This window comes from Parafrankia soli (assembly GCF_001854695.1).
GTDB classification, from domain to species: Bacteria; Actinomycetota; Actinomycetes; order Frankiales; family Frankiaceae; genus Parafrankia; species Parafrankia soli.
In genome coordinates, this window is the sequence record NZ_MAXA01000235.1 from 95,636 (window position 1) to 120,913 (window position 25,278).

A 25,278-nucleotide genomic window follows, 5' to 3' on the forward strand; every position below is an offset into this window, starting at 1 on the left:
TCCTCCCGGTCAGGAYGGACGCGTCAGGTGGCGGCGGGTTCGGGTGGGGCGGCGGCGTAGCGGTTGGCCGCCCGGGGGAACCCGAGCAGGCCGCGCAGCGTGCCCGCGCCGTACTCGGGCGGAACCAGGCCACGACGCCGGAGCTCCGGCACCAGCCCGCGGGTGATCGCGGTCAGATCGGTGGGAACCCCCGCCGGACGCAGCTGAAATCCGTCGATACCCGCCCCCGCCCACTCCTCGAGGACGTCGGCGAGGCCGGCCGGCGTGCCGGCGAAGACGGCGGCGTCCGACCGGAACTCCCGGCCCGCGAGCTCGTCCAGGCGGGCCCTGCGCGCGGCGGCCCGGCCCTCAGCGTCGTCGAGGAACACCACCAGGTCGGCGAACACCCGCAGGGACTCCGCGAGCCGCCCGGCCGCGGCCTGCTCGGCCCGCAGGTCGCGCAGGATCCGCGCCGCGTCGGCGGCGTCGCGCGGTGTCACGTGGACGAGGTCCACCGAACCCGCGGCGAAACGGTACGGGACGGCCGCGTGCGCGAGCGCGGTGACCAGCGGCTGCCCCTGCGGCGGGCGCGGCACGATCGACGGACCCCGCACGCTGAACCACCGGCCCGCGAAGTCGATGTGGTGCAGCTTGTCGCGGTCGATGAACCGCCCCGTGGCCACGTCGCGGATCTCGGCGTCGTCCTCCCAGCTGTCCCACAGCCGGCGCATGACCTCGACGTAGTCCGCGGCCTCGTCGAACAGGTCCGCGGGCCGCGCCGGCGGCAGGTCACGACGGCCGAAATGGGCGGCCTCGTCCCGCCCCGCGCGGACCCTGACCCGCACCCCGGCCCGCCCGGAACTGACATGGTCGAGAGTGGCGACGGCCTTGGCCACGTGGAACGGCTCGGTGTGCGTCACGACCACCGTCGGGACGAGGCCGATGGCCCGCGTGCGCGGCGCGGCGCGGGCCGCCACCAGGACAGCGTCGAGCCGGCCGCGGACCTGGTCGACCCGGCCGTCCGGGCCGTCATACCGGGACGACTGCAGCGCCAGCGTGTCCTCGATCGTCACGAAGTCGAGCCGGCCACGCTCGGCTTCCTGGACGAGCTCCGTCCAGTAACGGCCGGAGAACAGCTCGCGGGGACGGGCGTCGGGCTCCCGCCAGGCGGCGGGGTGCCAGCCGCAGCCGTCGAGCGCGACGGCGAGCCGCAGCTCGCCCGGGGCGGTGGGACCGGTCATCGATGTCAGCCCACCGCGCTCGACCGGGACCAGGCCTCGGCGAGCAGCTCGTAGGAACGCACGCGATCGGCGTGATCGTGGGTGATCGTGGTGATCAGCAGCTCGTCGGCGCCGGTGGCGTCCCGCAGGACCCGCAGCCCCCGCAGGACCGTCTCGGGCGAGCCGACGAACTGGGTGTCCACCCGGTCGGCGACCAGTGCCCGCTCGGCGTCGCTCAGCCCGCGCGCCGCCACCTCCCCAGGGCTCGGGTACGGGATGGCGCCACCGCCCGCGCGGATGCTGGCCACCCACGGACCGTAGCCGCTGGCGAGCCGGCGGGCGGTCTCGTCGTCCGACGCGACGACGACGTCGGCGGAGACCATCACCCGCGGCTCGTTCAGCACGCCGGGCCGGAACGCGGCCCGGTACGCCGCGATCGTCTCGAGCACCGTCGACGGGACGATGTGGTAATTCGCGCCGAGCGGCAGGCCGAGGGCCGCGGCCGTGAGCGCGCTCCCGCCCGCGGTCGCCGCCAGGATCCAGATCTCCAGATCTGCGCCCTCCGCGGCCGGCGCGGACAGCGCCGTACCGTCAGGCGCACGGTAGGTACCACCGACGAACGCCTGGATGTCGCGGACCAGCGCGGTGTAGTCCTCCTCGGGTCCGTCCCGGAAACCGACCAGCCGCAACTGCCGGCCGAGGCGCTCCACGTCGAAGGTGACCGCCGGCGACTCAGGGAGGAGCAGGCCGTCGACCACCCGCGCCGAGGGTCGAGGCGGCGGCTGCGCTGTGCCGTTCAGGGGCTGCGCTGTGCCGTTCGGCGTGGGCTTGGCGGCCCGGTCGACCAAGCGGCCCAGGTTGGATCGACCAAGCCCCAGGTCGACCCGCCCGGGGTGAAGGTGCGCGATCGTGCCGAACTGCTCGGCGACGACCACCGCCGTGTCATGCCCGGTCTGGACCGCCCCGGAGCCGACCCTGATCCTCTCCGTCGCCGCTGCGACCAGGGCGATCAGAACGGCGGGTGCGGCGGAGGCGACCCCCGGGGTCAGGTGATGCTCGGCGAGCCAGTAGCGGGCGTAGCCGAACCGCTCGGCCTGCCGGGCCAGATCGAGCGTGTTGCGCAGCGCGTCGGCCGCCGAGGATCCCGAGGGGAGGGGGGCCAGGTCGAGCACCGACAGCGGGACTGAGCCTGCTGGGGGCATGGGAAGCCACCGCCCTTCGACCACCGTCAGTAACCCCACTTTGTTCAGTCAATTAGTGAAGATATGGCTGTCGCCGCACGCTGTCCAGCCCCCTGACCACTCTGCCGGCCCGCGTTCCGCCCGGATCGTTCAGCCGGGACCGTTCCGCCCGGGCAGTTTCGCCCGCGCCGGTCCGTGTGCGGGATCGCGCCGGGTTCGCCCGCCCGCCGCCCCATCCGCGACCGGCGCTCCCGCGATCGGCGGCGAGCGGCAATGCCGACGCACGCGCCCGCGCCGCAACAAAGCCGTCGAACATCCCGTGACCCGCCGACCAGACCGCAGAATCCGAACTATTTAGAACAGCTCGAAATTCAGGATTCGCCCGACGGAGATGGACGCCACACCCACCCTGCCACCAGCCCACATAATTAGTCCTCGACTTTGCCGGGAAGCGCTTCTGGGGTAGCGTCATGGGCGCCGCCTAGCGGGAAATAAAAAGCCCGACTGAAAGGAGTCTCCCGAACCATGGAGCAGCAGCAGGCACAGCAGGTGGAGCAGCAGCTTCGGCAGAACTGGCGCCAGATCCGCTACCGCATCCTGGACCAGTTCGGTCAGGTGAGCACCGCCGACCTGGACGCGTCGACCAGCGTCAACGACCTCGTTGCGCGGATCGCGGACAAGACGAACCACAGCGAGCGGTACGTCGAGAACCGTATCCAGGAGCTTGTCGGAGCCGGCTCGGCCCTGGGCGGCGGCGCCTCACGCGACCGGCTCGGTTCCAGCCAGTACAACCAGTTCGGCCAGGGCGGCCAGGGCAGCCAGCAGCAGGGCCAGCCGTTCGGGGCGCAGCAGTGACCCGATGAGGTCTCACCGGACGGCGTCACCTGCCCGGTAGGGCGGAAACACCGTCCGGCGTAGCCGGGTTCCGGTCGCTTCGGAGCAGCCGCTCAGACGGCGGCGGCGAGGAGCGACCGGAAATCCAGCAGCTCGTCGATCAGATCGGTCACCACCGGATCCCGTGGAAGCCGGTTCAGCTCGACCAGCATTGCATCTGTTTCTTCTATGGTCGGCAGGCCGTCCACGGCCGCGACCATCGTAACAATTTTAGTCATAGGTTGTCCGACGTCGTCCCGATGATTCTCTCCAGAGTACTTCATGCCGCGATAGAAAGTACCTCCACAGCGCATCAGGCGAAAGTTGTCCTGATTGCCACGCCCGGCGCGTCCACGGAACGTGCACGATCTTCGCCGAAACGGCGCGGCGGTCTCGCTTGGTGAGCACTCCCGAGCTCAGTCGGCCAGGCTCAGCCGGCCGGACGCAGTTCCAGCGTGCAGCATTTCGCGCCGCCGCCACCCCGCCGGATCTCATCCGTGGCCACGCCGACCGGGATGAATCCATGGTCACGCAGAGTGCTCGCGAACCCGACAGCATCGGCCGAGATCACCACGTGCAGCCCATCACTGACCGCGTTCAGCGCGAACGCGACCGCCTCCCGCTCGGACACCGTGAGAGCCCCCGGAAACGTCTCCTGGAGCAGGGCGTTGCTACGCGCGCTGAATGCCGCCGGGTAGTACGCGACAAGGTCCTCGGTGAGGACACAGAGCGCGGTGTCGAGATGGTAGAAACGCGGATCGACCAGCTCCAGGGTCAGCACCCTGCGGCCGAGAACACCCGCCACCTCGGCGTGCGCACGTGGCTCGGTACGGAAACCCGTCCCGGCCAGGACAACGCCGCCGACCGGCAGGAAATCTCCTTCGCCCTCGTTGACGTACGACGGGGCGTGCACCCGCCGCATTCCAGCCCCGCGGAACCAGTCGAGGTAGTGGTCAGCCTCGGCCCGCCGCTGCGGGTACCGGAAACGCGCCCCGACCGCGACGTCGTCGACGACCAGGCCGCCGTTGGCCGCGTAGACCATGTCCGGTAGCCCGGGAACCGGCTCGACCAACTCGACCTGGTGGCCCAGCCCCAGATACACGGCCCGCAGCGCCTCCCACTGGGCGTGTACCCGGGCGAGGTCCGTCGGTACCTCGGGGCGCATCCACGGGTTGATGGCATAGGTGACGTCGAAGTACTCCGGTGGACACATGAGGTACCTGCGGGCAGAGGCTCGACGCGAGACAGTCGAATCTCCCGGGGCAGCGTCCACGCACCCCAGGATGCCAGCCCGCCGCCGCAGGCCCCGCGGACGAGACAACCGCGGAATCACGGGAACATCGGACGGACACGGATCGTCGGTCTGGCAGGACTTCGTCCGTGCCATGCGCAGGCCTTCCAGGGCCGGACTCGGCGTCCTCACCCGAGTCCATTGTCAACGAACGTCGTCTAGCGAACGGGGGCTACCGATGCCGTACTTCGACCTCGGGGTCGAGACCAGGCTGTTCTTCACCGACGATCCGGCCCGGGACGGGACCGCGATCCTCGGTGAGAGCCCAGGCCCGGTGAGCCTGAACGGGACGAGAGCACCCAGCGCACCCCCGCCCCTGGTGCTCGTCCACGGTTGGTGTTGCGACTCGCACGACTGGAACTTCCAGATCCCAGCCTTCCTCCGGCGCCACCGCGTGATCGCCGTCGATCTGCGTGGCCACGGTCGGTCCACCGGTTCGAAGGGGCTGCGGCCGCGGATCCTGGCCGCCGACATCGCGGCCCTGCTTCGCGAGTTGGGGGTGACCGCGAGCAACGGCGGGGTGGTCGCCGTCGGACACTCGCTGGGCGCGATGGTCGCCAGTGCGCTGGCCGTGGAACATCCCGATCTCGTCCGCGCCGTCGTCGCGGTGGAGCCCGCCTACGGCCTGCCCGAAGCTGACGTTGAGAGATCCGCACGGTCGCTGGCGAACCTCGGCGAGCCGGGCGGGGTCGAGCGCCTGCTGAGGTATCTCGCGGCGCTGGCTGGCCCCGACACCCCCGAGCACCTGACGACCTGGCACCGACGACGTGCGCTGGGCGTACCTGTCGACGTGGCCCAGGCGGCCTTCGCCGGCATGTGGCTGGATGTCGACCAGTTCGGCCGCCGGGAGCAGAGCGACGACTACCTGGCCAAGCGGACCTGCCCCGTGCTGTCCGTGTACGGGGAACGGCGCGCCGACCAGGCAGAATGGGAACGCGACTTGTCCGCGGGCCCGTCCGACGAGGTTCACGTGCTGCCGGGCGGCCACTGGCTGCATCAGGAGCACCCCGAGGTGTTCAACTCACTGGTCCTCGGGTGGCTGACCCGCCTGTCCTCGACGGCGGGCACCCACTGAGCGGCCACCGACGGCTCGAAACAGTCGGGTCCGATGCCCCTCGACTCCGGATTCCTCGTCCCAACCCTGGGCACAGTGTTAGCTTCCTGTGACGTGCAGCCTGTAACGGCCGACGCGACGTCGGCAAGCGATCCGGCTTTAACTCGGCAGCCATGCCCCTACCCGGCCCGAGCGTGGTGGGGTGACACCCTGGTCGCGGAGTCGACAGCCGCCGTCCGGGTACAGGAACCGGGGCAGGTCCCCGTCCTTTACTTTCCACGCTCCGACATCCGGTTCGACTCCTTCGGAGACGAGGGCCGGACGGTGTCGTGCCCGGTGAAGGGCACGGCACGCTTGTGGTCCCTCGAGGGGAAGGTCGACGCCGACGCCGTCGACTGGCACGACCCCGCCAGCACGACGACGGTCGACGGCCGGGACGCGCTGTGGGCCTTCACCCAGCCGGCTTCCGGCCTGGAGTGGCTGACCGACTTTGCCGCCTTCGATCACGACCGGGTCCGGGTGGAGATCGTCGACGAGCTCCCCGGCGAGCAGCCCCGCGACAGCACGATCAAACGCTTCCCCACCTGGGGCGACGCCTCAGATCTCATCGACATCATGAATGTCCGCCAGGCCGGCGACCGCAGATACGTCAGCGTGGCCCTTGCTGATCCCCGGCGGCCTGTCGTCGAAGGCAGCCAGATGCTCGGGCAGGCCGTGGTGGCCGGCGGCCGCCACGCGCCCGGGCGGCGGGTTGTCTCGGCGCACATGGTGTTCTACCGGGCAGCGGACGCGCGCGAACCTCTCGAGTTCGAGGTGGACGAGCTCAGCTCCGGCCGGAGCTTCACAACGCTGGCAGTACACGTCTCCCAGCGCGGAAAGCGGCGCGCCAGCGGCACCCTGCTGCTCGATGTCACCGCACCGGACGTCGTCCGCCACTCCGCGGCCCCGCCGCCATCCGCAGGCCCCTACGACAGCAAGCCCTACGACATGTCCGTGACCGGACGCGACATCCGCATGGTCGACGCGGCGTACACCGACGACCCGGCCGCGCCCGTGGGTCCTCCGGTCATCGACACATGGGTCCGGTTCCGCACGGTGCCGGACGACCCGTGCCTACAGGCCGGGCTGCTCGCCCAGTTCACCGGGCACATCTCCATCGCCGCCGCCCTGCGCCCGCATGAGGGGGTCGGCCAGAACCAGGCCCATCGCACGCTGTCGATGGGGATCAACGCGATTGGCATCTCCTTTCACTCCAATSTCCGGGCCGACCACTGGATGCGCTATCACCATCTGTCGACCTTCGCCGGCGACGGAATGACCCATTCCGAATGCCGGGTCTACGACGAGGCCGATGCACTGATCTCGTCGTTCACCGTCGACGCCATGATGCGGGGCTTCAGGAATGACGGGCGCGCGGTCGACGACAGGACCGCGCTATGAGTCTCACGACTGGACGAGGCCCCCTGTCCACGCGGCCAGCCGGCCGCTTCAGCGCGTCTCTCCCGACACCGCTTGTCTACGTCGAGCCCTTCCAACGTCGGGTACGCGGCCGTTCCGACGGTCGGACCGTGATCGACAGCGAGCGAGTGCTGCTGGTTCATGCACCGGGACAACCTCCGACCTATGCGTTCCCCTCCGAGGATGTCCAGGTGACTGTGGCATCCGAACCCGAGCCCGCCGTCGCAGGACACGTACGGGTTCCATGGGACGCTGTCGACGAATGGTGGGAAGAAGAGGAACGGATGCTCGGGCATCCGCGCAACCCCTACCACCGGGTCGACTGCCTTCGCTCGACTCGGCGCCTGCGCGTCGAGGTCGGCGACGCGGTCCTCGTCGACACCTCGGACACCGTCGCCCTGTACGAGTCCGCGCTCGCACCACGGCTGTACGTTCGCCGCCAGCAGGTCGACATGGGACTTCTCCGCCCGAGCACGACGACGACCTACTGCCCCTACAAGGGAGCCGCGTCCTACTGGTCGGCGATCGTCGGGGACGTCGTCGTGGAGGACGTCGCCTGGTCGTACGAGGATCCGCTCCCCGAAAGTATCCCGATCTCCGGCCTGCTGAGCTTCGACGGATCGCGTGTGACGGTGAGGCACGATCTGCCCGCCCCGACCCGCGCCCTCGAGGACCTCGAKCCGCAGCCGGACGGACCGACCTGCAGTAACGGCGGACGGTGCTGACCGGGTAAGTCGCCGTTCCCAGCAGCTGGGGTGCATCACGGCTGGGCCGCCATCGGCCGACCCAGCCGCGATCACCGCGCGGCCACCCAGGGCATGATCTCCTGGATGGCCGAAGTGCGGGTGTGATCGCAGGCGACGGCGGTGTGACTCGGCCCGAAAAGTCGCACCGACCACTCCGCCCTCAACTCTGGCCGGCCCACGAACCCGACGTGGCGCAGAGAATCCCGCGACACCGGAACCACCCAACCATCCAGGCACTGTTTATTTGATAACCCTCGAATTCATTTATAGATTCGACGACATTTAGCCCTGCCGTCAATGCGACGGTGACACCCGCCGACAATCACTGTCCGCGACGACGCTACGCGGACCACCCAATCCGGTCAACCGCCTTGCCGGGCCGACCGACAGCCTTCGCGCACCGCGTCCGGGCCGGTCCCTCCGCCGGGAAAAATACCTGGTCGGGACACCAGTAGCGGGGTGCGACGAGACGGGCGAGAACCATCTCGCCGGCACGCTCACACAGCCCGGGGACCTCCCCCGCGAACGCAGGAGACACATTTGTGGTCTCGTCAACGAGCACGCTTGCCTGACCGCACCAACCCCACCTAGAGTCGAACGCACGTTCGAAACGGTCTCGCGTTGGCAGGCGGTCATCCCCATGCACACACCCAGCCACACCCCGCCCCAGACGTCGGAGACGAATACAGAGCAGCCAAAGCGGCACCCGAAAATCCTCCTCAACGTGCTCGCAGCCGCACACGCCGAACTGACCGGAGACACCAGACCGACCTTCACAACGGCGCAGGAAATCGCCATCACACAAACCGAGGAGGCCAACCAGATCTCCGGCAGCGGGTCGGCTGCCGAACAATTCCGCCATCACCTCGACAACTACCAGAGCAAGGCCATGCTCCTGGGCTGGATTCAGGCAGAAATGATCGAGGACCTCGCCGCACTCGCCCGGATCTGCTCACCCGACAACACCACAACCACCGCAGCGCCCAGCGAGCTCGCACCCGAGGACGTCGCCATCGAGATCAGCGTCTCCCCCACCACCGCCGCCCGCGACATGTCCCACGCCCGCACCATCACCAACCGCCTCCCCCACGCACTCCACGAACTGAGAAAAGGCCGCATCGACCTCCCACGACTCCACACCCTCGCACGCGCCACACGACCCCTGGACGACGACCTCGCGGCAGCCGTCGAAAAACACGTACTCCACGGCGGCCCCCGCCGCACCAGAGAAGCCTTCACCGACGCCACCCGACGCGCCGTACACACCCTCGACCCCGACGGTTCCACCGCACGCACCCAAGCACGAAAAGCCGAACGCCGGGTTCGGATCCTCACCAGCGAAGACAACGCCAGCAGGCTGACCGCCTTCCTCCCCGCCGACGAAGCCCATGCCTGCTACCAGCGCATCGACCAACTCGCCCGCCGAATCTCCACCCAGAACACCACAGCCGACAACAGAACCACCGACCAGATCCGCGCCGACGTACTCGTCGACCTCCTCACCGGCCGCACACAACACGCCCAGCCCCTCAGCTGCGACGTCCAGGTCATCGTCCCCATCACCACCCTGCTCGGCACCTCCACAGCCCCAGGCGAGATCCCCGGAATCGGGAGCATCCCCGCCGCCATCGCCCACGACATGGCCCACCGGCCGGGATCAACCTGGCGGCGCATCCTCACCGACCCCCGCGGACACCTCCTCGAAGTCGCCAACCGCCGCCACCCGACACCCGCCCAGACACGCCACATCCGAACCCGCGACCGGACATGCCGACACCCAGGCTGCACCCGACAGGCGATCCACTGCGATATCGACCACACCATCCCCCACACCGACCACGGACCCACCGTGACCCGAAACCTCGGGCTCCTCTGCCGCCGCCACCACCGCATGCGACACCAAGGAAAATGGAAAATCCACCAACCAGAACCCGGTATCTTCCACTGGACCACCGCCCTCGGCCACACCATCACCATCAACCCAGACCCCTACCACCACCCCAACCCATCACCCAACACCAACCGACCCGACGACAGGGACAACCCACCCTCCTGAGGCGAACCACGAGGAGGGATTCGATCTCGTACAGGACGGGCTTCGACAGGACACTCGGATTCGGACGACGGCGCCGTCAGGTATCCGAGGTCGACGGGAGATCCGGGTAGCTCGGGACGCGCTTCTCCATCCGGGCCTGAATCGACTCGGTAACGTCTACTGGCTGAAGTGCCCCCGCCTGCCAGGTTGCCGTGTGTGCCAGGGCGTCGGCGACGGGGTGATCGCGCGAGTAGAGCAGCATCTCCTTGCTCCCCCAGACCGCCATTGGGCTGTTGGCGGCAATTTCCTCCGCAACCTCGCGTACACCGCGCAGCATCGCTTCCTGATCCGGGTAGACCTCGTTCACCAGGCCGACGGCGAGCGCACGGTCGGCGGGAAGTCGACGACCGGTGTAGACGAGCTCACGCGCAACTCCGTCCGGAATTACCTTGGGGAGTCGCTGCAGTGTGCCGAGATCGGCGGTAATTCCGATCTTTGTCTCCTGAACAACGAAAAACGCGTCCGCGGTGGCATAACGCATGTCGCAGGCCGTCACAAGGTCGAGGCCGCCCCCGACACAACCGCCCTGCACCGCCGCGAGAACGGGGAAGCGCACCCGTTCCAGCGCAGTGAGAGCGCCCTGCATGCGAAGAATAAGCGAGCGGCGGGCCATGTTGACACGAGCCGGCTCTCCGTCCGGAAAAAGCTCCGTGCCGCCGAAGACATTCAGGTCCAGGCCCGCGGTGAAGTGTCGACCGGTCGACGAGATCACGAGCACCCGGACGCCTCCGTCCTGGTCAATCTTCGAAACGGCCAGGGGGAGATCTCGCCAGAAATCCGGTTGAAGCGTGTTGAGTTCTTCCGGCCTGGAGAGAACGAGCCATGCGACCTTATCGACCACGTCTATCTCGAAACTGCGGCTACCCACGAAAGACTCCCGAAGAAACTGTGTCCCGTCCGAATCCGTCCACCTTCTCCCATCGACACACTCGCCGCAAGATCACACCTACGGTGCCGAGCGCCCTGGCAGCATGGCCGCCAGGGCGGGGACATCGCCGAGCGATCGCAGTGTGTCGTTCAGGTGCGTGCAGGTAGACGTACCGCGGAAGGTTGTGCCCACGACCTGCCGGACGTCTGCGGCTGCGGCGCCAGCCAGCCGGGCGGCGCTCGCGGCCGCGCTCGGGCACTCGACCCACGGCAGCGCGCGCGGAGTCGACTCGATCTCGGTGAACGTCATTGTCTCCGGGTCGAGCAGCGCGTTCACCGTGTACTCGTGGATGACGGCCTCAGGTCCGCTGTCGGACTGGTAGCTGTCCCGGAAAAGCACGTCCACCTGCAGTGCGTCGACGCCGGCGGGCAGCAGGTCAAGGCGGCGGGCCCGCCGCATGCCGTGCGGAGGCAGTCCGGTCAGCGCATGCCATGCCATCGGATCATCGGGCACCAGCAGGGACGGCGCCCGTGGGCCGGTGACCATGGGTGGGCCGTTCCCGTCCTCGATCGAGTTGATGATCGTCGCGCCGCGCGCCCAGCCTGCGCATTGGTCGGCCTGCGCCAGCATGATCCGTCCATCGCCGTGAACGAGGCCCATGCGAGCTGTCGCGTAGCCGGAGACGAGCGAGGTCACCGGGGCATCGTCGAACAACGCGGCAAGCAACGGATGGGTGGCCCGGAGCTCCGGCACGATCTCGGCCAGGTGACGACGGAAGCCGGATGTGGAGCTCACGCCGATGAGGCCGGCCAGTTCGGGGACCTCTGGAGCAGTCTCGACGCGCAGGATTTCGCGACGGCTCTGGAAGGCGATCTCGAAGCGGAACATCGCCTCGGCGATCACGGAGGCGGCGCCCTCGGGGCCGGTGGCCAGGTCCCGACCGCGGCCGATCAGGATCAGGTTTCCGGTCGGGCCGTCCGGGCGCAGCGAGTCGAGTGTGATCGTTCGCCGCACCGAACCGGGACGGCGCGGGGGGCTGCCTGCGGTCGGCTCGTGTATGCCGCGCCGCGGGTGCAGTGGCGGCTCCGCAGGCGGTGGGGGCACAAGCTCCCAGTTCGAGGCCATCCCTATCCCCCTTTGTCACTCGGGGCTCGCCTAGGAGGACACCTGGCGACGGCTACCCATTCCCGATGGGGCGTGCCGGGCGGGTCAGCGGGCCGCGTCGAGCACCGCGGGCCAGTGCGCCGGGTCGGAGCCGCCCGAGTCGTAGAGCGTTGTCCGGGCGTAGACGCCGCCGATCTTCTCGCCGAGTGCGCGGCCGACCTCCTCGGGGGTGCCTACGACGGAGAACTCGGCCATCATCTCGTCGGTCACCAGGTCGGCCATGTCATCCCAGCGGCCCTGCTTGGAGAGGGCCGTCAGCTCGGGCTGCACCTCGCCCCAGCCGTGCATGTCGAAGACGGCGCGGTAGGCGGGGGTGGAGCCGTAGAAGGCGATCTGCTTCTTGGTGGCGGCCACCGCGCGGTCCATCTCCTGTGCGGTCCGGCCGATGGTGACGAAGGAAGGCCCGCAGATCGTGAAGTCCTCCAGGTCGGTCTTGCCGGCCTTGGCCCGGCCGCGCAGCAGTGCGGGAATCGTCACCTCCTCGACGTAGCGCATGGTGCTGAAGGGATGGACGAGGAACCCGTCCGCGACCTCGCCGGCGACCTCGGTCATGCCGGGTCCCACCCCGGCGAGGTAGATCGGGGGCGGGCCGAAGGAGTGCGGCTTGGGGGTGAAGAACGGGGTCATGAGCGTGTGGGTGTAGAAATCGCCGCGGAAGTCCAGCTTTGTGCCGTTCTGCCAGCAGTCCCAGATTGCCCGGATCGCCAGGATGAGCTCACGCATGCGGGCGGCGGGGTGCGACCACGGCATCGAGAAGCGCTTCTCGATGTGCGGCTTGATCTGCGATCCGAGGCCGAGGACAAACCGGCCCTCGCTGTACTGCGCCAGGTCGTATCCCAGATTCGCCAGTGTCATCGGCGTGCGGCCAAACGCGATCGCGATCGATGTCCCGACCGTCAGGGAACTGGTCGCGGTCGCGGCCTGAAGACACTGCATGAACGGGTCGTGCCGGGTCTCCCCGACCCAGGCGCCGGCGTACCCCTCCTTCTCGACGCGGGCGGCAGTGGTCGAGGTCGAGGCGATGTCGTCAGACAGAGTGAAATCGATCTTCATCGCGTCTCCTCGTTGCAGTCCCGGGCACGCCGCCGGTCATCAGGTTGGTGCCAGCGGACCGACGCAGGCAACCGATCCTGCCACCACGTCCGTCATGTGCACCGATCGGACCGATCTCGTCACGCACGGTATGACATGCCCGTACCCAGGGCACGTGAGAGACCGGAGGACACATGAGGAGCACGCGCGAAGGAGGACAGGCGGCACAACCACCACTCCACTGGAGGGGATGACTTCATGAGTGCATCTACTGGCGCCGGCGGTCCGCGGCGTGAACGACGCGGCGGGCGCGCCGATCCGGAGCTGCCCGACGACTTCTCCACCCGATCCACCCGATCAGGTGGAGATTCCGCATCGGGTAGGGGGAGCGCAGAGCATCCGAACGCGGGTACGGACGACCAGACGATCTTCGCCGATCGCTCCCGGACGCCCGACCGCACCTACCAGAACCAGCCTGACCACCTGCGTGGTGAGCACGCGCACGGCGGCCGGACGGGCGCTGGCGGCAGCGGCACCCTCGGTGGCCCGGGACTGGCGGCCAAGGCTGGTCCCGCGCTGCTGATGCTCGGGATCGGATGGATCCTGTTCGCGCTGGCCATACCGATGTTCGGCCTCACCACCGGGAAGTCGATCGCCATCCTGCTCGGGATCATGCTGTTGGTCGCAGCGGTCAGTGAGCTCGCCGCCGCGATGACGGCCGCGGCGGACTGGCGCCCCACGCATGCGTTGCTGGCGCTGCTGTTCGTCATCGGCGGCATCGTCGCGCTCGCCTGGCCGGCGCCCACGCTCACCGTGGTGGCCCGCATGGTGGCGTGGTATCTGCTGGTCGCGGGCATCCACGCCATCGCGACGGCGTTCGCGCATCGGCGCGTCGACCGCGGTGGCCCGACCTTCGGCACGGCTGCCGGGAACCTGCGTGGTGGGGCTCCGTGGTGGGCGCCGCTGGCGATCGGTGCCTTCTCGATCGGCATCGCCTTCTGGGCGGCGGCGCACCACTACCCGACCTACTCGTTCGTCGTCCTGTGGGTCGCGCTGGCCGCGCTCGTCACCGGTCTGACGAAGGTGGCCGCGGCGTTCCGGTCCAGTGGTCGGGCCGACGAGCAGGGGGTGGACACGCTGGCCGAGAGCGGCTTCAGCGGACGCGCCACCGCCGAGTCCGCGCGGTCGCAGGCACGCGGCGACACCCGGGTTCGCGGTGGAAGGTAACCGAGTGGAACGTAATTGATCAGAAGCAGAAAGTGGCGGTCGGGGTTTCCCGGCCGCCACGAACAAGGCATGTCACAAGCGGGCGCATCGCCTGCCCGCGGTCGCCTACGCTCACGGACGACGACAAACGATGACGGAGGCAGGCGCGGTGACGGAGGCGGGCACGGTGACGGCGGAGACCGATGAGAAGGAGATCCTGACCGAGATCCGCGACGGCGTCTGCGTCATCACGTTCAACCGGCCGCAGGCACGCAACGCGGTGACCAGCACGATGGCGCTCGCCTATGCGGCCGCCCTGCGTGCGGCGGATGACGACCCGCAGGTCCGGGCAATCGTGGTCACTGGTGCCGGCGCGGGCTTCTGCGCCGGAGCCGATCTTGCGGTGCTGCGCGACGGCGCCGAAGCGATCAAGAAGTTCGTACCGGCTCGCGAGGACCTGCCGGCCCTCACGATGCGCCTGCGCAAGCCGGTGATCGCCGCGGTGAACGGCGCCGCGGTGGGCATCGGTTTCGCCTACATGATGGGCAGCGACATCCGGATCGCCGCCGAGTCAGCCAAGATCGCGACCGCGTTCTCCCGGCTCGGTCTCGCGGCGGAGTACGGCGTCTCCTGGCTGCTGCCACGGGCCATCGGCCTCCAGCCGGCGCTGGACCTGCTTCTCACCGGGCGGACCATCGGCGCCCAGGAGGCTGCGAAGCTCGGGCTCGTCCAGCAGGTCGTCCCCGACGGGACCGTTCTGGAGGCCGCGGTCGCCTACGCGAAGGACCTGGTCGAGAACTGCTCGCCGTTCTCGCTGGCAATGATCAAGGAACAGGTCTACCTGGACCTCGATCGTTCCCAGGACGACGCGCTGACCGACACGCTCCGCCGGATGGACATCGCCTTCGAGGGCCCAGGGCTCGCGGAGGCGCTGACCGCGCGCACGGAGAAGCGGCCCGCCGTCTTCGACGCGCTCCCTACCCGGGAGGCGTGACAGCGTCACGGAAGGCCCGGCGGTAGGCCTGGGGGCTGGTGCCGACCAGCCGGCGGAACCCGTCCCGGAAGGCGGTGGGCGATCCGAAGCCGACCTGCGCGGCGATCCGCTCCACCGAGTGCCCGGTGGTCTCAAGCAGGTACTGCGCCTGCCGCAGGCGCACCCGGTGCAGCCACTGGGACGGGGTCGTGCCCGTCTGTTCGCGGAAGCGGCGGTTGAGCGTGCGTGGGCTCGTCATCGCCTGGGCGGCGAGGTCGTCCACCGTCAACGGGCGGTGGCAGTTCGCCTCCATCCACCGCAGCAGTGGTTCGAGGACGGAGCCGTCCGGCGGCGGGCGGTCGCGGACGATGAACTGGGCCTGGCCTCCTTCCCTGGCCAGCGGGACGACCGACAGCCGGGCGACGTCCGCGGCCACGGCGACCCCATGGTCGGAGCGGATCATGTGCAGGCACAGGTCGAGGCCGGCCGCGGCGCCGGCCGAGGTCAGGATCTGCCCGTTGTCGACGAACAGCACGTTCGGGTCCACTTGCACGGCGGGATGACGGCGGGCGAGCTCCTCGGCGGCGATCCAGTGCGTGGTCGCGCGCAGGCCGTCCAGCAGGCCGGTCTGCGCGAGCAGGAACGCACCGACGCAGACGGAGGCGATACGGGTGCCGCGCGCGGCGGCGGCCCGCAGCGCGGTGACGGACTCCGGGGGCAGGGGTCCGGCCTGCTCGCCGACGCCGGGGACGACGATCGTGTCGGCCTCGGCGAGCGCGTCCAGCCCCCAGGGGGCCCGCAGGGAGAACGCCCCGCCGTCGGCCTCGACGGTGCCGCTGATGCTCCTACCAGCGCAGATCTTCACCCGATAGGCCGCCCGGCCGTCGGGGAGCCGGGCACGGCCGAAGGTGTCGACGGGCACCGCGAGATCGAAGGGGACCACGCCCTCGAGGGCGAGAACCGCCACGGTGTGCATGGCAGGACGATAACCAGGCAACTGTTTCCCGCCAACGGGCGATCCCGCCGGTCCCACCCCTGACCTGAGCCCAGCTCACGGGGGTATTACGCCATGAACAGGAACTATTCACCGCCGACAGCTGTGGGTGTCAAGGGCCGAAGGGGAGGAGTCCCCGTGGCGGGAATCCGTCGGTAGATGGCACTCCTGCCACTCACGAAAGCGGCGGTTCGGCGCCTACCGTGGCGGTTGCCGCATCCTCCGGCTGCCTCCGCACTCCCAGGACGGACCCGTGACCACATTCCTGTTGAGCGTCCACGTTCTCGTAGCGATCATCGCCATCGGCCCGGTGACGGTCGCGGCGAGCATGTACGCGCCGGCGGTGCGGGCGGCGCTGCGTGACCCGGGCGACGTCAGGACGGCGGGAGTGGTCGGCACGCTGCACCGCATCTGCAACGTCTACGCGGCGATCGGCATCACCGTGCCGATCTTCGGTTTCGCCACCGCCGCGAGCATGGACGTCCTCGGCGACCCGTGGCTCGTCACCTCGATCATCCTGACGGGGCTGGCCGCGGTGCTGCTGGCGGCGGTGGTCCTCCCGTGGCAGCGGCAGCTTCTGGAGGAGATCGCCCCAGGCGGGGCCACCGGGCCGGCCGGCGCCGGGCACGCGAACCCGGCGGCCGTCACCGCCCGGACGAAGCGGCTCGCGATGACCACCGGCATGTTCAGCCTGCTGTGGGCCGTGGTCACGGTGCTGATGATCGCCCGTCCGGGGTCGACCACAGGCGTCTGACCCGGCCCGGGCCGGCGGTTCAGCGGGGCCGGGGCGGCGGCGCGGTGTCGAGGCGGTCGAGGATCTGGCCGCAGATGGCCGCGAGCTGGTCGAGCTGGTCGCGCGCGAGCGCCTCGACGACCAGGTCGCGAACGGTCTCCACATGGCCGGGAGCGGAGTCGGCCAGCTTCGCGAAACCGGTGTCGGTCAGCGTGGCGTTCGTGACTCGTCCGTCGGCCGCGCACGGGGCGCGGCGCACCCAGCCCTTGTCCTCGAGACGCTTGACCGCGTGCGAGAGCCTGGACAGCGAGCCGCAGGTGAACTGGGCGAGCCGAGCCATCGCGAGCGTCCGGTTCGGTGCCTCCGAGAGCCCGACCAGCACCGAGTACTCGAAGTGGCTCAGTCCGGCGTCCCGGCGGAGCTGGGTGTCGAGGGCGGCGGGCAGCCGGGTCATCACACCGATCAGACCGCGCCAGGCCGCCCGTTCGTCGGCGTCGAGCCAGCGGGGCTCGGCGGCGGTCTCCCCCGCTCGGCCGCTCCCGTGGTCGTGCTCGCGACCGGCACCCTGGCCGGGGTCGTGGCCCGCTCCCCGGCCCCCCGCGCCATCCGACCCGTGACCTGCGTGCGCGTTCAAGCTGTCTGCCTGTGCCTTCCGACTTGATGTACCGACCGGTGGACGGCGGGCCGGGCCTGCGTGCCGGCCGGCGTCCCGGACGTCCGCCGCCCCCTTGTCTACGACTTCAGCGGGTTCGGACCGCCGCCGCTTCCGGATGACCTGCGACACTCCGGGGATCGGCCACCGCAGGCCCGGGCCGGAGCCGGACCCGCCGCGGCCCGAGGCGCCGCTCATCGTCCCGGCCGAGGGTTACATGATGGGACTGCCCAAACGATCGTTCCAGGTCGCCTGAGTCGCGCGGCGGCGGGACGGGGCCGGCCGCGCGGGACGGCCGGCGGCCCCGACCGGCAGTCCGCGACGGGCGGGAGGAGTCGTCCCGGATGGAACCCCTCCGCGCGGATGATCCCCGGACCACCGGCGGATACCGGCTGCTCGGCCTGCTCGGCGCCGGCGGGATGGGCCGGGTGTACCTGGCCCGCGGCCCGGGCGGGCGCACCGTCGCCGTCAAGGTGATCCGGCCGGAGTTCGCCGGCGATCCGACGTTCCGCGCCCGGTTCCGCCGCGAGGTCGAGGCCGCCCGCCGGGTCGGCGGCGCCTGGACCGCGCCGGTGATCGACGCCGACCCGGACGCCGAGCAGCCCTACCTGGTCACCGGGTACGTCCCGGGACCGTCCCTGCTGGAGGCGGTGCGCCGGCGCGGCCCACTTCCGGTACCGACCATGCGGGCGCTGGGTGCCGGCCTCGCCGAGGCGCTGAGCGCCGTGCACGCCGCCGGCCTGGTGCACCGCGATCTCAAGCCCTCGAACGTGCTGCTCGGCCTGGACGGGCCACGGGTCATCGACTTCGGGATCTCCCGCGCGTTCGACGCCACCGTGCTCACCCATTCCGGGTCCGCGATCGGCTCGCCGGCCTTCATGTCACCCGAGCAGATCGGCGGGCAGGAGGTGGGGCCGGCCAGCGACGTCTTCGCCCTCGGCTCGGTGCTCACCTTCGCCGCGACGGGATCAGGCCCGTTCTCGGGCAGCGGGATGCCCGCGGTGATGTACGGCATCCTGGCGGGCGAGCCACGGCTCGACGCCGTCCCTGCCGAGCTGCGCGGCATCGTGGACGCCTGCCTGCGCAAGGCGCCGGGTGAGCGCCCGGGGCCGCTTGACGTGCTCGCGGAGCTCGTCCCGGGCGGCGGCGCCGCCGAACTGATCACCGCCGGATGGCTGCCGCAGGACCTGGTCACCGGGCTGAGCCGGCAGGCCGTCGCGCTCCTCGACCTGGACGTCCCCGCCACCACCACCGTGACGAACGACCACGCCACATCGGAAGATAACAACCGGGCACTGCCATGGCCGCCGGAGCCGGCCGCACCGCCAGCCACAGCGGCCGCACCATCGGGTGTATCGCGGGCCGCACCACCGGGCGCACCGGCCGCACCATCGGGCACCCCGGTCGGGCCCGACGCCCCGCCGGCCGGTGGGCGGCGCGCCCTCGTGACCGTGGCCGCCCTGGGTGTCGTGTGCCTCGCCGTGATCGTGACGGCCGTCCTGCTGGTCGCCCTGCGCGGCTCGGACGGCGGCTCGGACGGCGGCGGCGCGGACGCCGGCGCGAGCCCCAAGGCCACCGCCGGGATCGGCTCCCTGACCGACCTCCTCGACCAACCGACCTCGAGGCCGACCGTCGGCGGGCCGCCGGCGAGCTCGGGTTCGGCGCCCTCGGGCGGGTCGGGTCCCACGGTGCCGGGAGCCCTGCCGGCCGGATACGCCGGCACCTGGGAGGGACGCATCATCTCGCGGCTGGGGGTCGCGCAGGACGTCGTGATCACGCTGCGGCCCGGCGAGAGCGGTCAGACGGTCGGCCACTCCGAGGTCACCCTGGTCGGGCTGGGGGCGTTGGGAGGTGACGCGCCGATCCGGTGCGTCGGTGACCAGCAGCTCGTGGGCATCAGCACCGCGGCGGGTTCCGGGCCCGAGGTGGTCCTGCGTGACATCGGGGGCTCGGGCGACAACCCCACCCTGCTGGGTCTGCCGGTGTGCACGAGCGGCGGCACGACGAGGCTGCGCCTCGCGGCGGACGGCGCCCTCGACTACCAGTCCGAGGACGAGGCCGGCGGGCGCCCGGCGGGAAGCCTGCGCCACCGCCCCTGACCCGCTCAGCCGGTTGTGACCCCCTCGATGCGGGCGACGGCGAACTCGCGCCGCGCCTCGCGGAGGTGGCACCAGGAGTCGAGACGCCCGCCGAGCAGCTCCACCGGGGCGATCAGACGGCTGGTCCGCCGTTCGAACCGGTCCCGGTAGATGATCGTCACGATCTCGCCGTGGTCGAGCGCGGCGGCGAGGAGCTGGCGCTCGGCGAGGGTGAGCCGCGGGTTCAGCCGGCCGAGCTGGCGTACGACGCGCGGGTCGGCCCGGGCGGCGTCGCCGGCGCCGGCCCGGTTCGCGAGGATGCGCCGCGCCACATCCGCCGGAGCCGCCCACGTTCCGGACTCGCCCGTGCTCCCCACGCTCCCCACGCTGCCACGCTCCGAAGCCGCCCCCGCGGCGGCGTCGCGGCCCGAGGCCGGCGGGCCGCCCGGCCGCCCGCGGATGACGACGGTGCCGTGCTCGTCCTCGACCACCGGAGCCATGCCCGCGGCGCGCAGGCGTTCGGCCACGTTCTCGGCGTCCGCGCCGCACGCCGCGACGGTCGGTGCCAGTCGCCGCAGGTCCAGCGACCGCAGCGCCCGGGTCGCCAGGATCTCGTTGATCGTCGCCTCGTCCGCGACGACCGCGGCCCGCACCGCCCGCGCGCGGATGTGGCCGTGGCGGCGGGCGACGTCCGCCACGAGGTACTCGAGCCCTTGGGGCACCTCGTGCGCCGCGCCGGCGCGCAGCTCGTCGAGCAGCTCCTGCGCGCTCCAGCCGACGTCCAGCGCGCCGCGGATGCTCGCGGAGGTGAACCGCCACATCCCGGCGGCGCCGCGCGACTCCGACACGGCCGCGTCGGCGAGCAGGCGGGCGATCGCGTGGTTGGGCTGGCCAGCCACGGTCGCGGTCAGGTCGGACTGCAGGATCATGGTGGACGCGTCGCCCGGCAGGGCGCGGCCGCACCGGCGGGCCAGCTCGTCCACCAGCGGCCCGAGGGTTTCGGTGACGAACCCGGCCAGCGTGGGCGTCGGGAAACCGTACTGGTGGGCCCGCATCTGCCCGGTCGGGTCGAGCGGCGCCGCCGCGAGGACCTCGCAGACCGCGACACCGAGATCGGAGACGGTGTCCTCGGCGGCGACGCCGAGCAGCTCGGCCTCCCGGACGGCGGCCTGGCGCTTGTTCGCCAGCTGGGGCCGGTCGTAGCCGTGCAGCGGCAGGAACCACTCGAGGTGGCTGCCCGCGGCGGCCAGCGACCGGCCGGGGCTGGCCGTGGTGAGCAGCGTCCGGCGCACCCGGCCCGCGCCGGAGGCGAGCGGGAGCGGCGGCGGCTGGTCCCGGCCGCTGTCGATCTCACGATGTGTCGGGGACTGGTCGAGGAGGAACCAGGCCAGGGCGAGCACCGCCCAGCGACGTCCGACGTCCGACCCGCGCCAGCCGGGGTACTCGCCGGTCGGCGCGTAGCCGCCCTCCTCGCGGGCCAGCAGCCCCGCGGCGTGGGCGACGTCGATCCAGAGCGGGAGCTCGTCCTCCGCGAGCGCGAGGGTCCGGGCCAGCCGGGCGCGTTCCCGGGTGCCGATGCCGCCCTTCTTCAGCGCGGCGAGGGGCGCCCGCTCCGCCTCGGCGAGCAGCGCCGCCACCGACCGCAGGGCGTGCCCGGCGGCGGCCTGGATCCCGGCGGCGAACGTCTCGTCCGCGCGGTCCGCACCCGCCGGGCCGAGGCTCGGCGGCCCGGTCAGCCGGACCTCCGGGTCTGCCGCCCACAGGACGGTCACGACCTCCCGGGGCACCTCGATCTCACCGCCGACGAGCAGGAGCAGCCCGGACTCGACGAGCACCCCGGCCGCTTCCTCCCGGTTCGACCCGGCCGGGAGCCGCCCACGGGCCCCGCCATCGAAGCCGTTCGTACCGAAGGCACCTGTACCTGTACCGAGGGCGTCGTCGGGCTCGTCGCCGGTCATCAGACCCGTCGGGTCGCGGACCAGTTCGGCCAGCAGGTCGCGGGCCGGCCGGGGCAGCCGTTGCACCGCGGCGGCGACGCCGTCCGGGTCGGCCATCAGCTCCCCGACGACGCGGGCGGACCGCTCCCAGGTCGTGGACGAGGTGACCCGGGCCCCGGGAACGAGCCCGCGGGCGGCACGGCGCAGGTCGGTGACGGCGATGGCCGGGATGAGCTCCGCAGCCGGATGCCACACCGCGACCTCGTCGTCCCACAGCCGCCGGAACGGCTCGAAGGCGTGGACGACGCCGTCGCTCTCCCAGAGCAGCGCCCGCCGGGTGACCGGGCGCAGCGCCGCGCGGATCCCGTCCCTGGACCCGCCGAGCAGCATCACCAGCCGGTCCAGCGGGACGGGCGGGCCCAGCATCATGACCGCGTCGCACAGCAGGAGCCCGTCGCGGTCCAGGTCGTTGACGGCGGCGAGCATCGAGTCCGCGTCCCCGAGCCGGCGCACGAGCTCACCGACTCCGCGCGGCGGGTCCTCGAGGACGTCCGGGCGGGCCCGCAGGACGGCGGTGAGGGCTGCCTCGTCCAGACCCTGGACGAAGTCGAGGTAGCTGTCAGCCGACCTGCGCGGTTCCCGCAGGGCCGCCGCCCGCCGTCCAGCCATGTGACGCTCCCGTCGTCGTCGGTTCGACCATGCCGGGTGCGGCGCGTCGGACTCGCCCCGCCGCGACCGTCAGATGTGTCGGCGACCGGCTCGTCGGACATCCCCCGCGGCATCCGCCGGCCGCCGCCTGGTCTGCGCCATTGTGCAATCCAATGCCGGACGGTTACCGACACGGGGTCGAGCGACAGGCCCGCGGCGGGCGACGGAGGCGGCGCGGGCCGGCGCGGAATAGCGTCCACGGGGTGATATCTCGCTACCCGGCGCACTGGGCGGCGGACGGCGTTCTCGCCGACGGCGCGCCCGTTCAGCTGCGCCCCGTGCTGGGCACCGACGCGCCGGGTCTGGCCGAGCTGCGCTCCGGCCTGTCCGCGGCGGACGTCGCGCGCCTGCCCGCGCGGTGGGCGCAGCGCTCCCCGGAAGAGCTCGCCGGGCACCTGACCGCGGCCGGCGACCCGGCCGCCGCAGGTCACCCCACCATCACCGGTCACCCCACCACCGGTGACAGCGGGCGGCTCGCCGTCGCGGCCGTGCTGCGCGGACGTCTGGTCGGCACGGCGGACTACGAACGGATCGCCGGCTCCGACGACGCGGTGGTCGCCCTGGTCGTCGAGGCTGCGCACCGCGGCCGTGGGCTCGGACTGCTGCTGCTCGAGCACCTGATCGCCGCCGCCCGCGAGCGCGGGGTGAGCCACCTCGTCGCCGATCTGCGCGCGGGCGACGACCGGGCGCTGCGGGTCTTCCACGCCGCGGGCTTCGCCGGCGCCGAGACCTGCCCGCACACCCCCCGGCAGGACGGCGCCGGTCAGGACGGTGCTGGTGGCGTGCGGGTGGTGTTCCCGACGGCGCAGACTCCGCACACCCGGGGCATCTCCCGGGCGCTGGAACAGCGGGCGGAGGCGCGGAGCATCGCGCGGCTGCTCACACCGCGCGCGGTCGCGGTCGTCGGCGCGAGCCGGCAGCCCGGCAGCGCCGGCCACGAGGTCTTCCGCCGGCTGCTGGCCAGCGATTTCCATGGCCCGGTCTACCCGGTCAACCCGGCGGCGCGCCAGGTCGCCTCGGTCTACGCCTACCCGGACGTCCGCGAGATCCCGGACGCGGTCGACCTCGCCGTGATCGCCGTCCCGGCGCCGGCCGTGGCCGACGCGGTGCGGGCCTGCGCGGAGAAGGACGTCCGTGGCCTGATCGTCGTCTCGGCCGGGTTCGCGGAGGCCGGGCCCGACGGGCGGGCCCGGCTCGCCGAGGTCACCCGGCTGGCCCGGGAGTCCGGCATGCGGCTGATCGGCCCGAACGCGATGGGCCTGATCAACACGGACCCGGCCGTCCGCCTGCACGCCACCTTCGCGGCCGGCGACCCGCCGGTGGGACGGGTCGGCGCGTTCACCCAGTCGGGGGCGCTGGCCGGGACGTTCCTCACCGAGGCGTCGCGGCGCGCGATCGGCCTGTCCACGTTCGTCTCCACCGGTGACCGCTCGGACGTCTCGGCCAACGACGTGCTGCAGTACTGGCAGTCGGACCCGCGCACCGATGTGATCATGCTGCACCTGCAGGGGTTCGGCAACCCGCGCAAGTTCGCCCGGATCGCCCGGCGGGTGGGTCGACGCAAGCCGGTGATCGCGCTGAAGAGCGGGCGCAGCGCCGCCGACCCGACCCTGGACGCCCTGTTCACCAGCGCCGGGGTCATCCGGGTGGACACGTTGAGCCAACTGTTCGACCTGGCCGCGCTGCTGGCGTCCCAGCCGCTGCCCGCCGGGCGACGCGTCGGCGTCGTGGGGACGTCCAGCGCGCTCGCCGCCCTGGCCACGGACGCCTGCCGGACGGCCGGCCTGGAGGTACCGCCCTTCTCCACCGCCACGGCGGAGGCGTTGAGCGACACGCCCGGCCGCCCGGAGCCGGCCAACCCGGTGGACCTGGGCGCGATGGCCGCACCCGAACGGTTCGAGCGCGCGCTGCGCGCGGTCGCCGCCAGCGCGGATGTCGACGCCGTGCTGGCGCTGATCACCCCGCACCCGGCCGTCGAGGAGCTCGCGCGGGCCGTGCGGGCCGTGGCGGGCTCCGGCCGGGTGCCCGTGGTGGCCTCCTACCTCGGGTACGACGGGATGCCGTCCGCGCTGGCCGCCCCGGGCGACGGCACCGTGACGCCCGCACCCGGCTCCGTGCCGTCGTTCGCCTCCCCGGAGTCGGCCGCGCTCGCGCTCGCCCGGGCGGCGGGCCACGCGGCGTGGCGCAGCCGCGAGCAGGGCGCCGTCCCCACTCTCGACCGGCTCGACCTGGACCGCGCGCGCCGCGCGGCGGCCGCCGGCCCGACGGACGGGACGTGGCTGCCCCAGGAGCTGGTCGGCGACATCCTGGGCGGGGTGGGGCTGGCGGTCTGGCCCAGTGAGCCGGTGACGACCGCTGCCCAGGCCCTGGACACGGCCGAACGGCTCGGCTGGCCCGTCGCCCTGAAGATCGCCGACGAACGCTTCCGCGGGCGGCTGGACGTCGGAGCCGTCCGGCTGGGCGTCGAAGGGCCCGGCGCGCTCGCGGAGGCCTGGCGCACGATCCGCGCCGCGGTCGGGCCGGGCGACATGGTCGTCCAGCCGATGGCGCCGGCCGGGGTGTCGACCGTGATCCGGATGACCCAGGACCCGGCGATCGGGCCGCTGTTGTCGCTGCGCCTCGGCGGGGCCGTCGCGGACCTGTTGGTCGACCCGCTGGCCCGGGCGCTGCCGATCACCGACCGGGACGCCGCCGAGATGGTGCGGGGCATCCGCGGCGCGGTGCTGCTGGTCGGCGGCGCCGGCACCCCGGCGGCGGACACGGCCGCTCTGGAGGACGTGCTGCACCGGCTGGCCCGGCTCGCCGAGGAGGTGCCGGCGGTCGCCGAGGTGCTCCTGGATCCGGTGCTCGTCGGCCGGCCCGGCGTGGTCCTACTGCATGCCGGCGTCCGCCTGCTCCCGCCGGGAACCGATCCCGAGTCACTGCCCCGGCGGATGACGGGCTCCGGCGTCGAGTACTTCCGCTAGTACCGCCATGGCATTTTGTACCCGGGTGCGGCGACGGTCGGCGACGGCCGCTTCAGTTTCGTCGACGGGC

20 protein-coding genes are annotated in these 25,278 nt (G+C 71.7%); 10 read left to right on the forward strand and 10 right to left on the reverse strand.

Features of this window, described 5'->3' with window-relative positions:
- Window positions 1-23: 23 nt before the first annotated feature.
- Both BBK14_RS24225 and BBK14_RS24230 read right to left on the reverse strand, forming a co-directional pair.
- Window positions 24-1,220 (reverse strand): LLM class flavin-dependent oxidoreductase, encoded by a 1,197-nt coding sequence (locus BBK14_RS24225; protein WP_071065552.1) that lies wholly within the window; start codon window positions 1,218-1,220, stop codon window positions 24-26.
- A 5-nt stretch (window positions 1,221-1,225) separates the two neighbouring features.
- Window positions 1,226-2,401: an LLM class flavin-dependent oxidoreductase gene (locus tag BBK14_RS24230; protein ID WP_071065553.1), complete on the reverse strand. Its 1,176-nt coding sequence runs from the start codon at window positions 2,399-2,401 to the stop codon at window positions 1,226-1,228.
- A gap of 504 nt (window positions 2,402-2,905) precedes the next feature.
- On the opposite strand from BBK14_RS24230, the gene BBK14_RS24235 reads away from it, so the two are divergent.
- Window positions 2,906-3,235 (forward strand): hypothetical protein, encoded by a 330-nt coding sequence (locus tag BBK14_RS24235; protein ID WP_071065554.1) that lies wholly within the window; start codon window positions 2,906-2,908, stop codon window positions 3,233-3,235.
- A 92-nt stretch (window positions 3,236-3,327) separates the two neighbouring features.
- Here BBK14_RS24235 and BBK14_RS39125 read toward each other — a convergent pair whose 3' ends face one another.
- Together BBK14_RS39125 and ddaH are read right to left on the reverse strand one after the other, a co-directional pair.
- A complete protein-coding gene (locus tag BBK14_RS39125) occupies window positions 3,328-3,474 on the reverse strand; it encodes a hypothetical protein (protein ID WP_165938603.1) in 147 nt (48 codons plus the stop codon).
- Window positions 3,475-3,683: 209 nt separating this feature from the next.
- The gene (gene ddaH / locus BBK14_RS24240) at window positions 3,684-4,640 is read right to left on the reverse strand and encodes a dimethylargininase (protein WP_338045497.1); all 957 of its coding nucleotides are present in this window, start codon (window positions 4,638-4,640) and stop codon (window positions 3,684-3,686) included.
- A gap of 82 nt (window positions 4,641-4,722) precedes the next feature.
- Between ddaH and BBK14_RS24245 the strand changes: the two genes are divergently transcribed.
- The 4 genes from BBK14_RS24245 (at window position 4,723) to BBK14_RS24260 (ending at window position 9,858) form a co-directional block, all read left to right on the forward strand.
- Window positions 4,723-5,619, forward strand: a complete 897-nt coding sequence (locus tag BBK14_RS24245; protein WP_071065556.1) for an alpha/beta fold hydrolase — start codon at window positions 4,723-4,725, stop codon at window positions 5,617-5,619.
- A gap of 93 nt (window positions 5,620-5,712) precedes the next feature.
- The gene (locus tag BBK14_RS24250) at window positions 5,713-7,038 is read left to right on the forward strand and encodes a DUF427 domain-containing protein (protein ID WP_241831810.1); all 1,326 of its coding nucleotides are present in this window, start codon (window positions 5,713-5,715) and stop codon (window positions 7,036-7,038) included.
- A gap of 209 nt (window positions 7,039-7,247) precedes the next feature.
- A complete protein-coding gene (locus BBK14_RS24255) occupies window positions 7,248-7,781 on the forward strand; it encodes a DUF427 domain-containing protein (RefSeq protein ID WP_241831811.1) in 534 nt (177 codons plus the stop codon).
- A gap of 661 nt (window positions 7,782-8,442) precedes the next feature.
- Window positions 8,443-9,858 (forward strand): HNH endonuclease signature motif containing protein, encoded by a 1,416-nt coding sequence (locus tag BBK14_RS24260; RefSeq protein ID WP_116430143.1) that lies wholly within the window; start codon window positions 8,443-8,445, stop codon window positions 9,856-9,858.
- A 76-nt stretch (window positions 9,859-9,934) separates the two neighbouring features.
- On the opposite strand, the gene BBK14_RS24265 is transcribed toward BBK14_RS24260, so the two are convergent.
- The 3 genes from BBK14_RS24265 to BBK14_RS24275 form a co-directional block, all read right to left on the reverse strand.
- The gene (locus tag BBK14_RS24265) at window positions 9,935-10,765 is read right to left on the reverse strand and encodes a crotonase/enoyl-CoA hydratase family protein (RefSeq protein ID WP_071065560.1); all 831 of its coding nucleotides are present in this window, start codon (window positions 10,763-10,765) and stop codon (window positions 9,935-9,937) included.
- A gap of 78 nt (window positions 10,766-10,843) precedes the next feature.
- A complete protein-coding gene (locus BBK14_RS24270) occupies window positions 10,844-11,779 on the reverse strand; it encodes a DUF2889 domain-containing protein (protein WP_241831812.1) in 936 nt (311 codons plus the stop codon).
- A gap of 195 nt (window positions 11,780-11,974) precedes the next feature.
- Window positions 11,975-12,982, reverse strand: coding sequence for an LLM class F420-dependent oxidoreductase (locus BBK14_RS24275; protein WP_071065562.1), 1,008 nt, complete (start codon window positions 12,980-12,982; stop codon window positions 11,975-11,977).
- 237 nt (window positions 12,983-13,219) lie between these two features.
- Here BBK14_RS24275 and BBK14_RS24280 point away from each other — a divergent pair, with 237 nt between their 5' ends.
- Both BBK14_RS24280 and BBK14_RS24285 read left to right on the forward strand, forming a co-directional pair.
- A complete protein-coding gene (locus tag BBK14_RS24280) occupies window positions 13,220-14,188 on the forward strand; it encodes an HdeD family acid-resistance protein (RefSeq protein WP_071065563.1) in 969 nt (322 codons plus the stop codon).
- A 130-nt stretch (window positions 14,189-14,318) separates the two neighbouring features.
- The gene (locus tag BBK14_RS24285) at window positions 14,319-15,161 is read left to right on the forward strand and encodes an enoyl-CoA hydratase-related protein (protein ID WP_071065564.1); all 843 of its coding nucleotides are present in this window, start codon (window positions 14,319-14,321) and stop codon (window positions 15,159-15,161) included.
- Here BBK14_RS24285 and BBK14_RS24290 read toward each other — a convergent pair.
- Window positions 15,145-16,116 (reverse strand): GlxA family transcriptional regulator, encoded by a 972-nt coding sequence (locus BBK14_RS24290; protein ID WP_071065565.1) that lies wholly within the window; start codon window positions 16,114-16,116, stop codon window positions 15,145-15,147. The genes BBK14_RS24285 and BBK14_RS24290 overlap by 17 nt on opposite strands.
- Window positions 16,117-16,387: 271 nt before the next feature.
- On the opposite strand from BBK14_RS24290, the gene BBK14_RS24295 reads away from it, so the two are divergent.
- Window positions 16,388-16,888: a hypothetical protein gene (locus BBK14_RS24295; protein ID WP_071065566.1), complete on the forward strand. Its 501-nt coding sequence runs from the start codon at window positions 16,388-16,390 to the stop codon at window positions 16,886-16,888.
- 19 nt (window positions 16,889-16,907) lie between these two features.
- On the opposite strand, the gene BBK14_RS24300 is transcribed toward BBK14_RS24295, so the two are convergent.
- Entirely contained in the window at window positions 16,908-17,501 is a 594-nt protein-coding gene (locus BBK14_RS24300; RefSeq protein WP_071065567.1) for a MarR family winged helix-turn-helix transcriptional regulator, read from the reverse strand.
- Window positions 17,502-17,863: 362 nt separating this feature from the next.
- On the opposite strand from BBK14_RS24300, the gene BBK14_RS24305 reads away from it, so the two are divergent.
- A complete protein-coding gene (locus tag BBK14_RS24305) occupies window positions 17,864-19,618 on the forward strand; it encodes a serine/threonine-protein kinase (RefSeq protein WP_071065568.1) in 1,755 nt (584 codons plus the stop codon).
- Between the two features lie 5 nt (window positions 19,619-19,623).
- Here the strand turns inward: BBK14_RS24305 and BBK14_RS24310 are convergent, their stop codons facing one another.
- Window positions 19,624-22,203, reverse strand: a complete 2,580-nt coding sequence (locus tag BBK14_RS24310) for a helicase-associated domain-containing protein (protein ID WP_071065569.1) — start codon at window positions 22,201-22,203, stop codon at window positions 19,624-19,626.
- 242 nt (window positions 22,204-22,445) lie between these two features.
- On the opposite strand from BBK14_RS24310, the gene BBK14_RS24315 reads away from it, so the two are divergent.
- The gene (locus tag BBK14_RS24315; RefSeq protein ID WP_071065570.1) at window positions 22,446-25,208 is read left to right on the forward strand and encodes an acetate--CoA ligase family protein; all 2,763 of its coding nucleotides are present in this window, start codon (window positions 22,446-22,448) and stop codon (window positions 25,206-25,208) included.
- Window positions 25,209-25,278 lie beyond the last annotated feature (70 nt).

Bases quoted from the DNA above. Each gene is read 5' to 3' on its own strand.
- BBK14_RS24285 (WP_071065564.1), top strand. From the start codon at position 14,319: ATGACGGAGGCAGGCGCGGTGACGGAGGCGGGCACGGTGACGGCGGAG.
- BBK14_RS24310 (WP_071065569.1), bottom strand. From the start codon at position 22,203: ATGGCTGGACGGCGGGCGGCGGCCCTGCGGGAACCGCGCAGGTCGGCT.
- BBK14_RS24280 (WP_071065563.1), top strand. From the start codon at position 13,220: ATGAGTGCATCTACTGGCGCCGGCGGTCCGCGGCGTGAACGACGCGGC.
- BBK14_RS24230 (WP_071065553.1), bottom strand. From the start codon at position 2,401: ATGCCCCCAGCAGGCTCAGTCCCGCTGTCGGTGCTCGACCTGGCCCCC.
- BBK14_RS24235 (WP_071065554.1), top strand. From the start codon at position 2,906: ATGGAGCAGCAGCAGGCACAGCAGGTGGAGCAGCAGCTTCGGCAGAAC.
- BBK14_RS24290 (WP_071065565.1), bottom strand. From the start codon at position 16,116: ATGCACACCGTGGCGGTTCTCGCCCTCGAGGGCGTGGTCCCCTTCGAT.
- BBK14_RS24260 (WP_116430143.1), top strand. From the start codon at position 8,443: ATGCACACACCCAGCCACACCCCGCCCCAGACGTCGGAGACGAATACA.
- BBK14_RS39125 (WP_165938603.1), bottom strand. From the start codon at position 3,474: ATGGTCGCGGCCGTGGACGGCCTGCCGACCATAGAAGAAACAGATGCA.
- BBK14_RS24225 (WP_071065552.1), bottom strand. From the start codon at position 1,220: ATGACCGGTCCCACCGCCCCGGGCGAGCTGCGGCTCGCCGTCGCGCTC.
- BBK14_RS24305 (WP_071065568.1), top strand. From the start codon at position 17,864: ATGGAACCCCTCCGCGCGGATGATCCCCGGACCACCGGCGGATACCGG.
- ddaH (WP_338045497.1), bottom strand. From the start codon at position 4,640: ATGGCACGGACGAAGTCCTGCCAGACCGACGATCCGTGTCCGTCCGAT.
- BBK14_RS24245 (WP_071065556.1), top strand. From the start codon at position 4,723: ATGCCGTACTTCGACCTCGGGGTCGAGACCAGGCTGTTCTTCACCGAC.
- BBK14_RS24275 (WP_071065562.1), bottom strand. From the start codon at position 12,982: ATGAAGATCGATTTCACTCTGTCTGACGACATCGCCTCGACCTCGACC.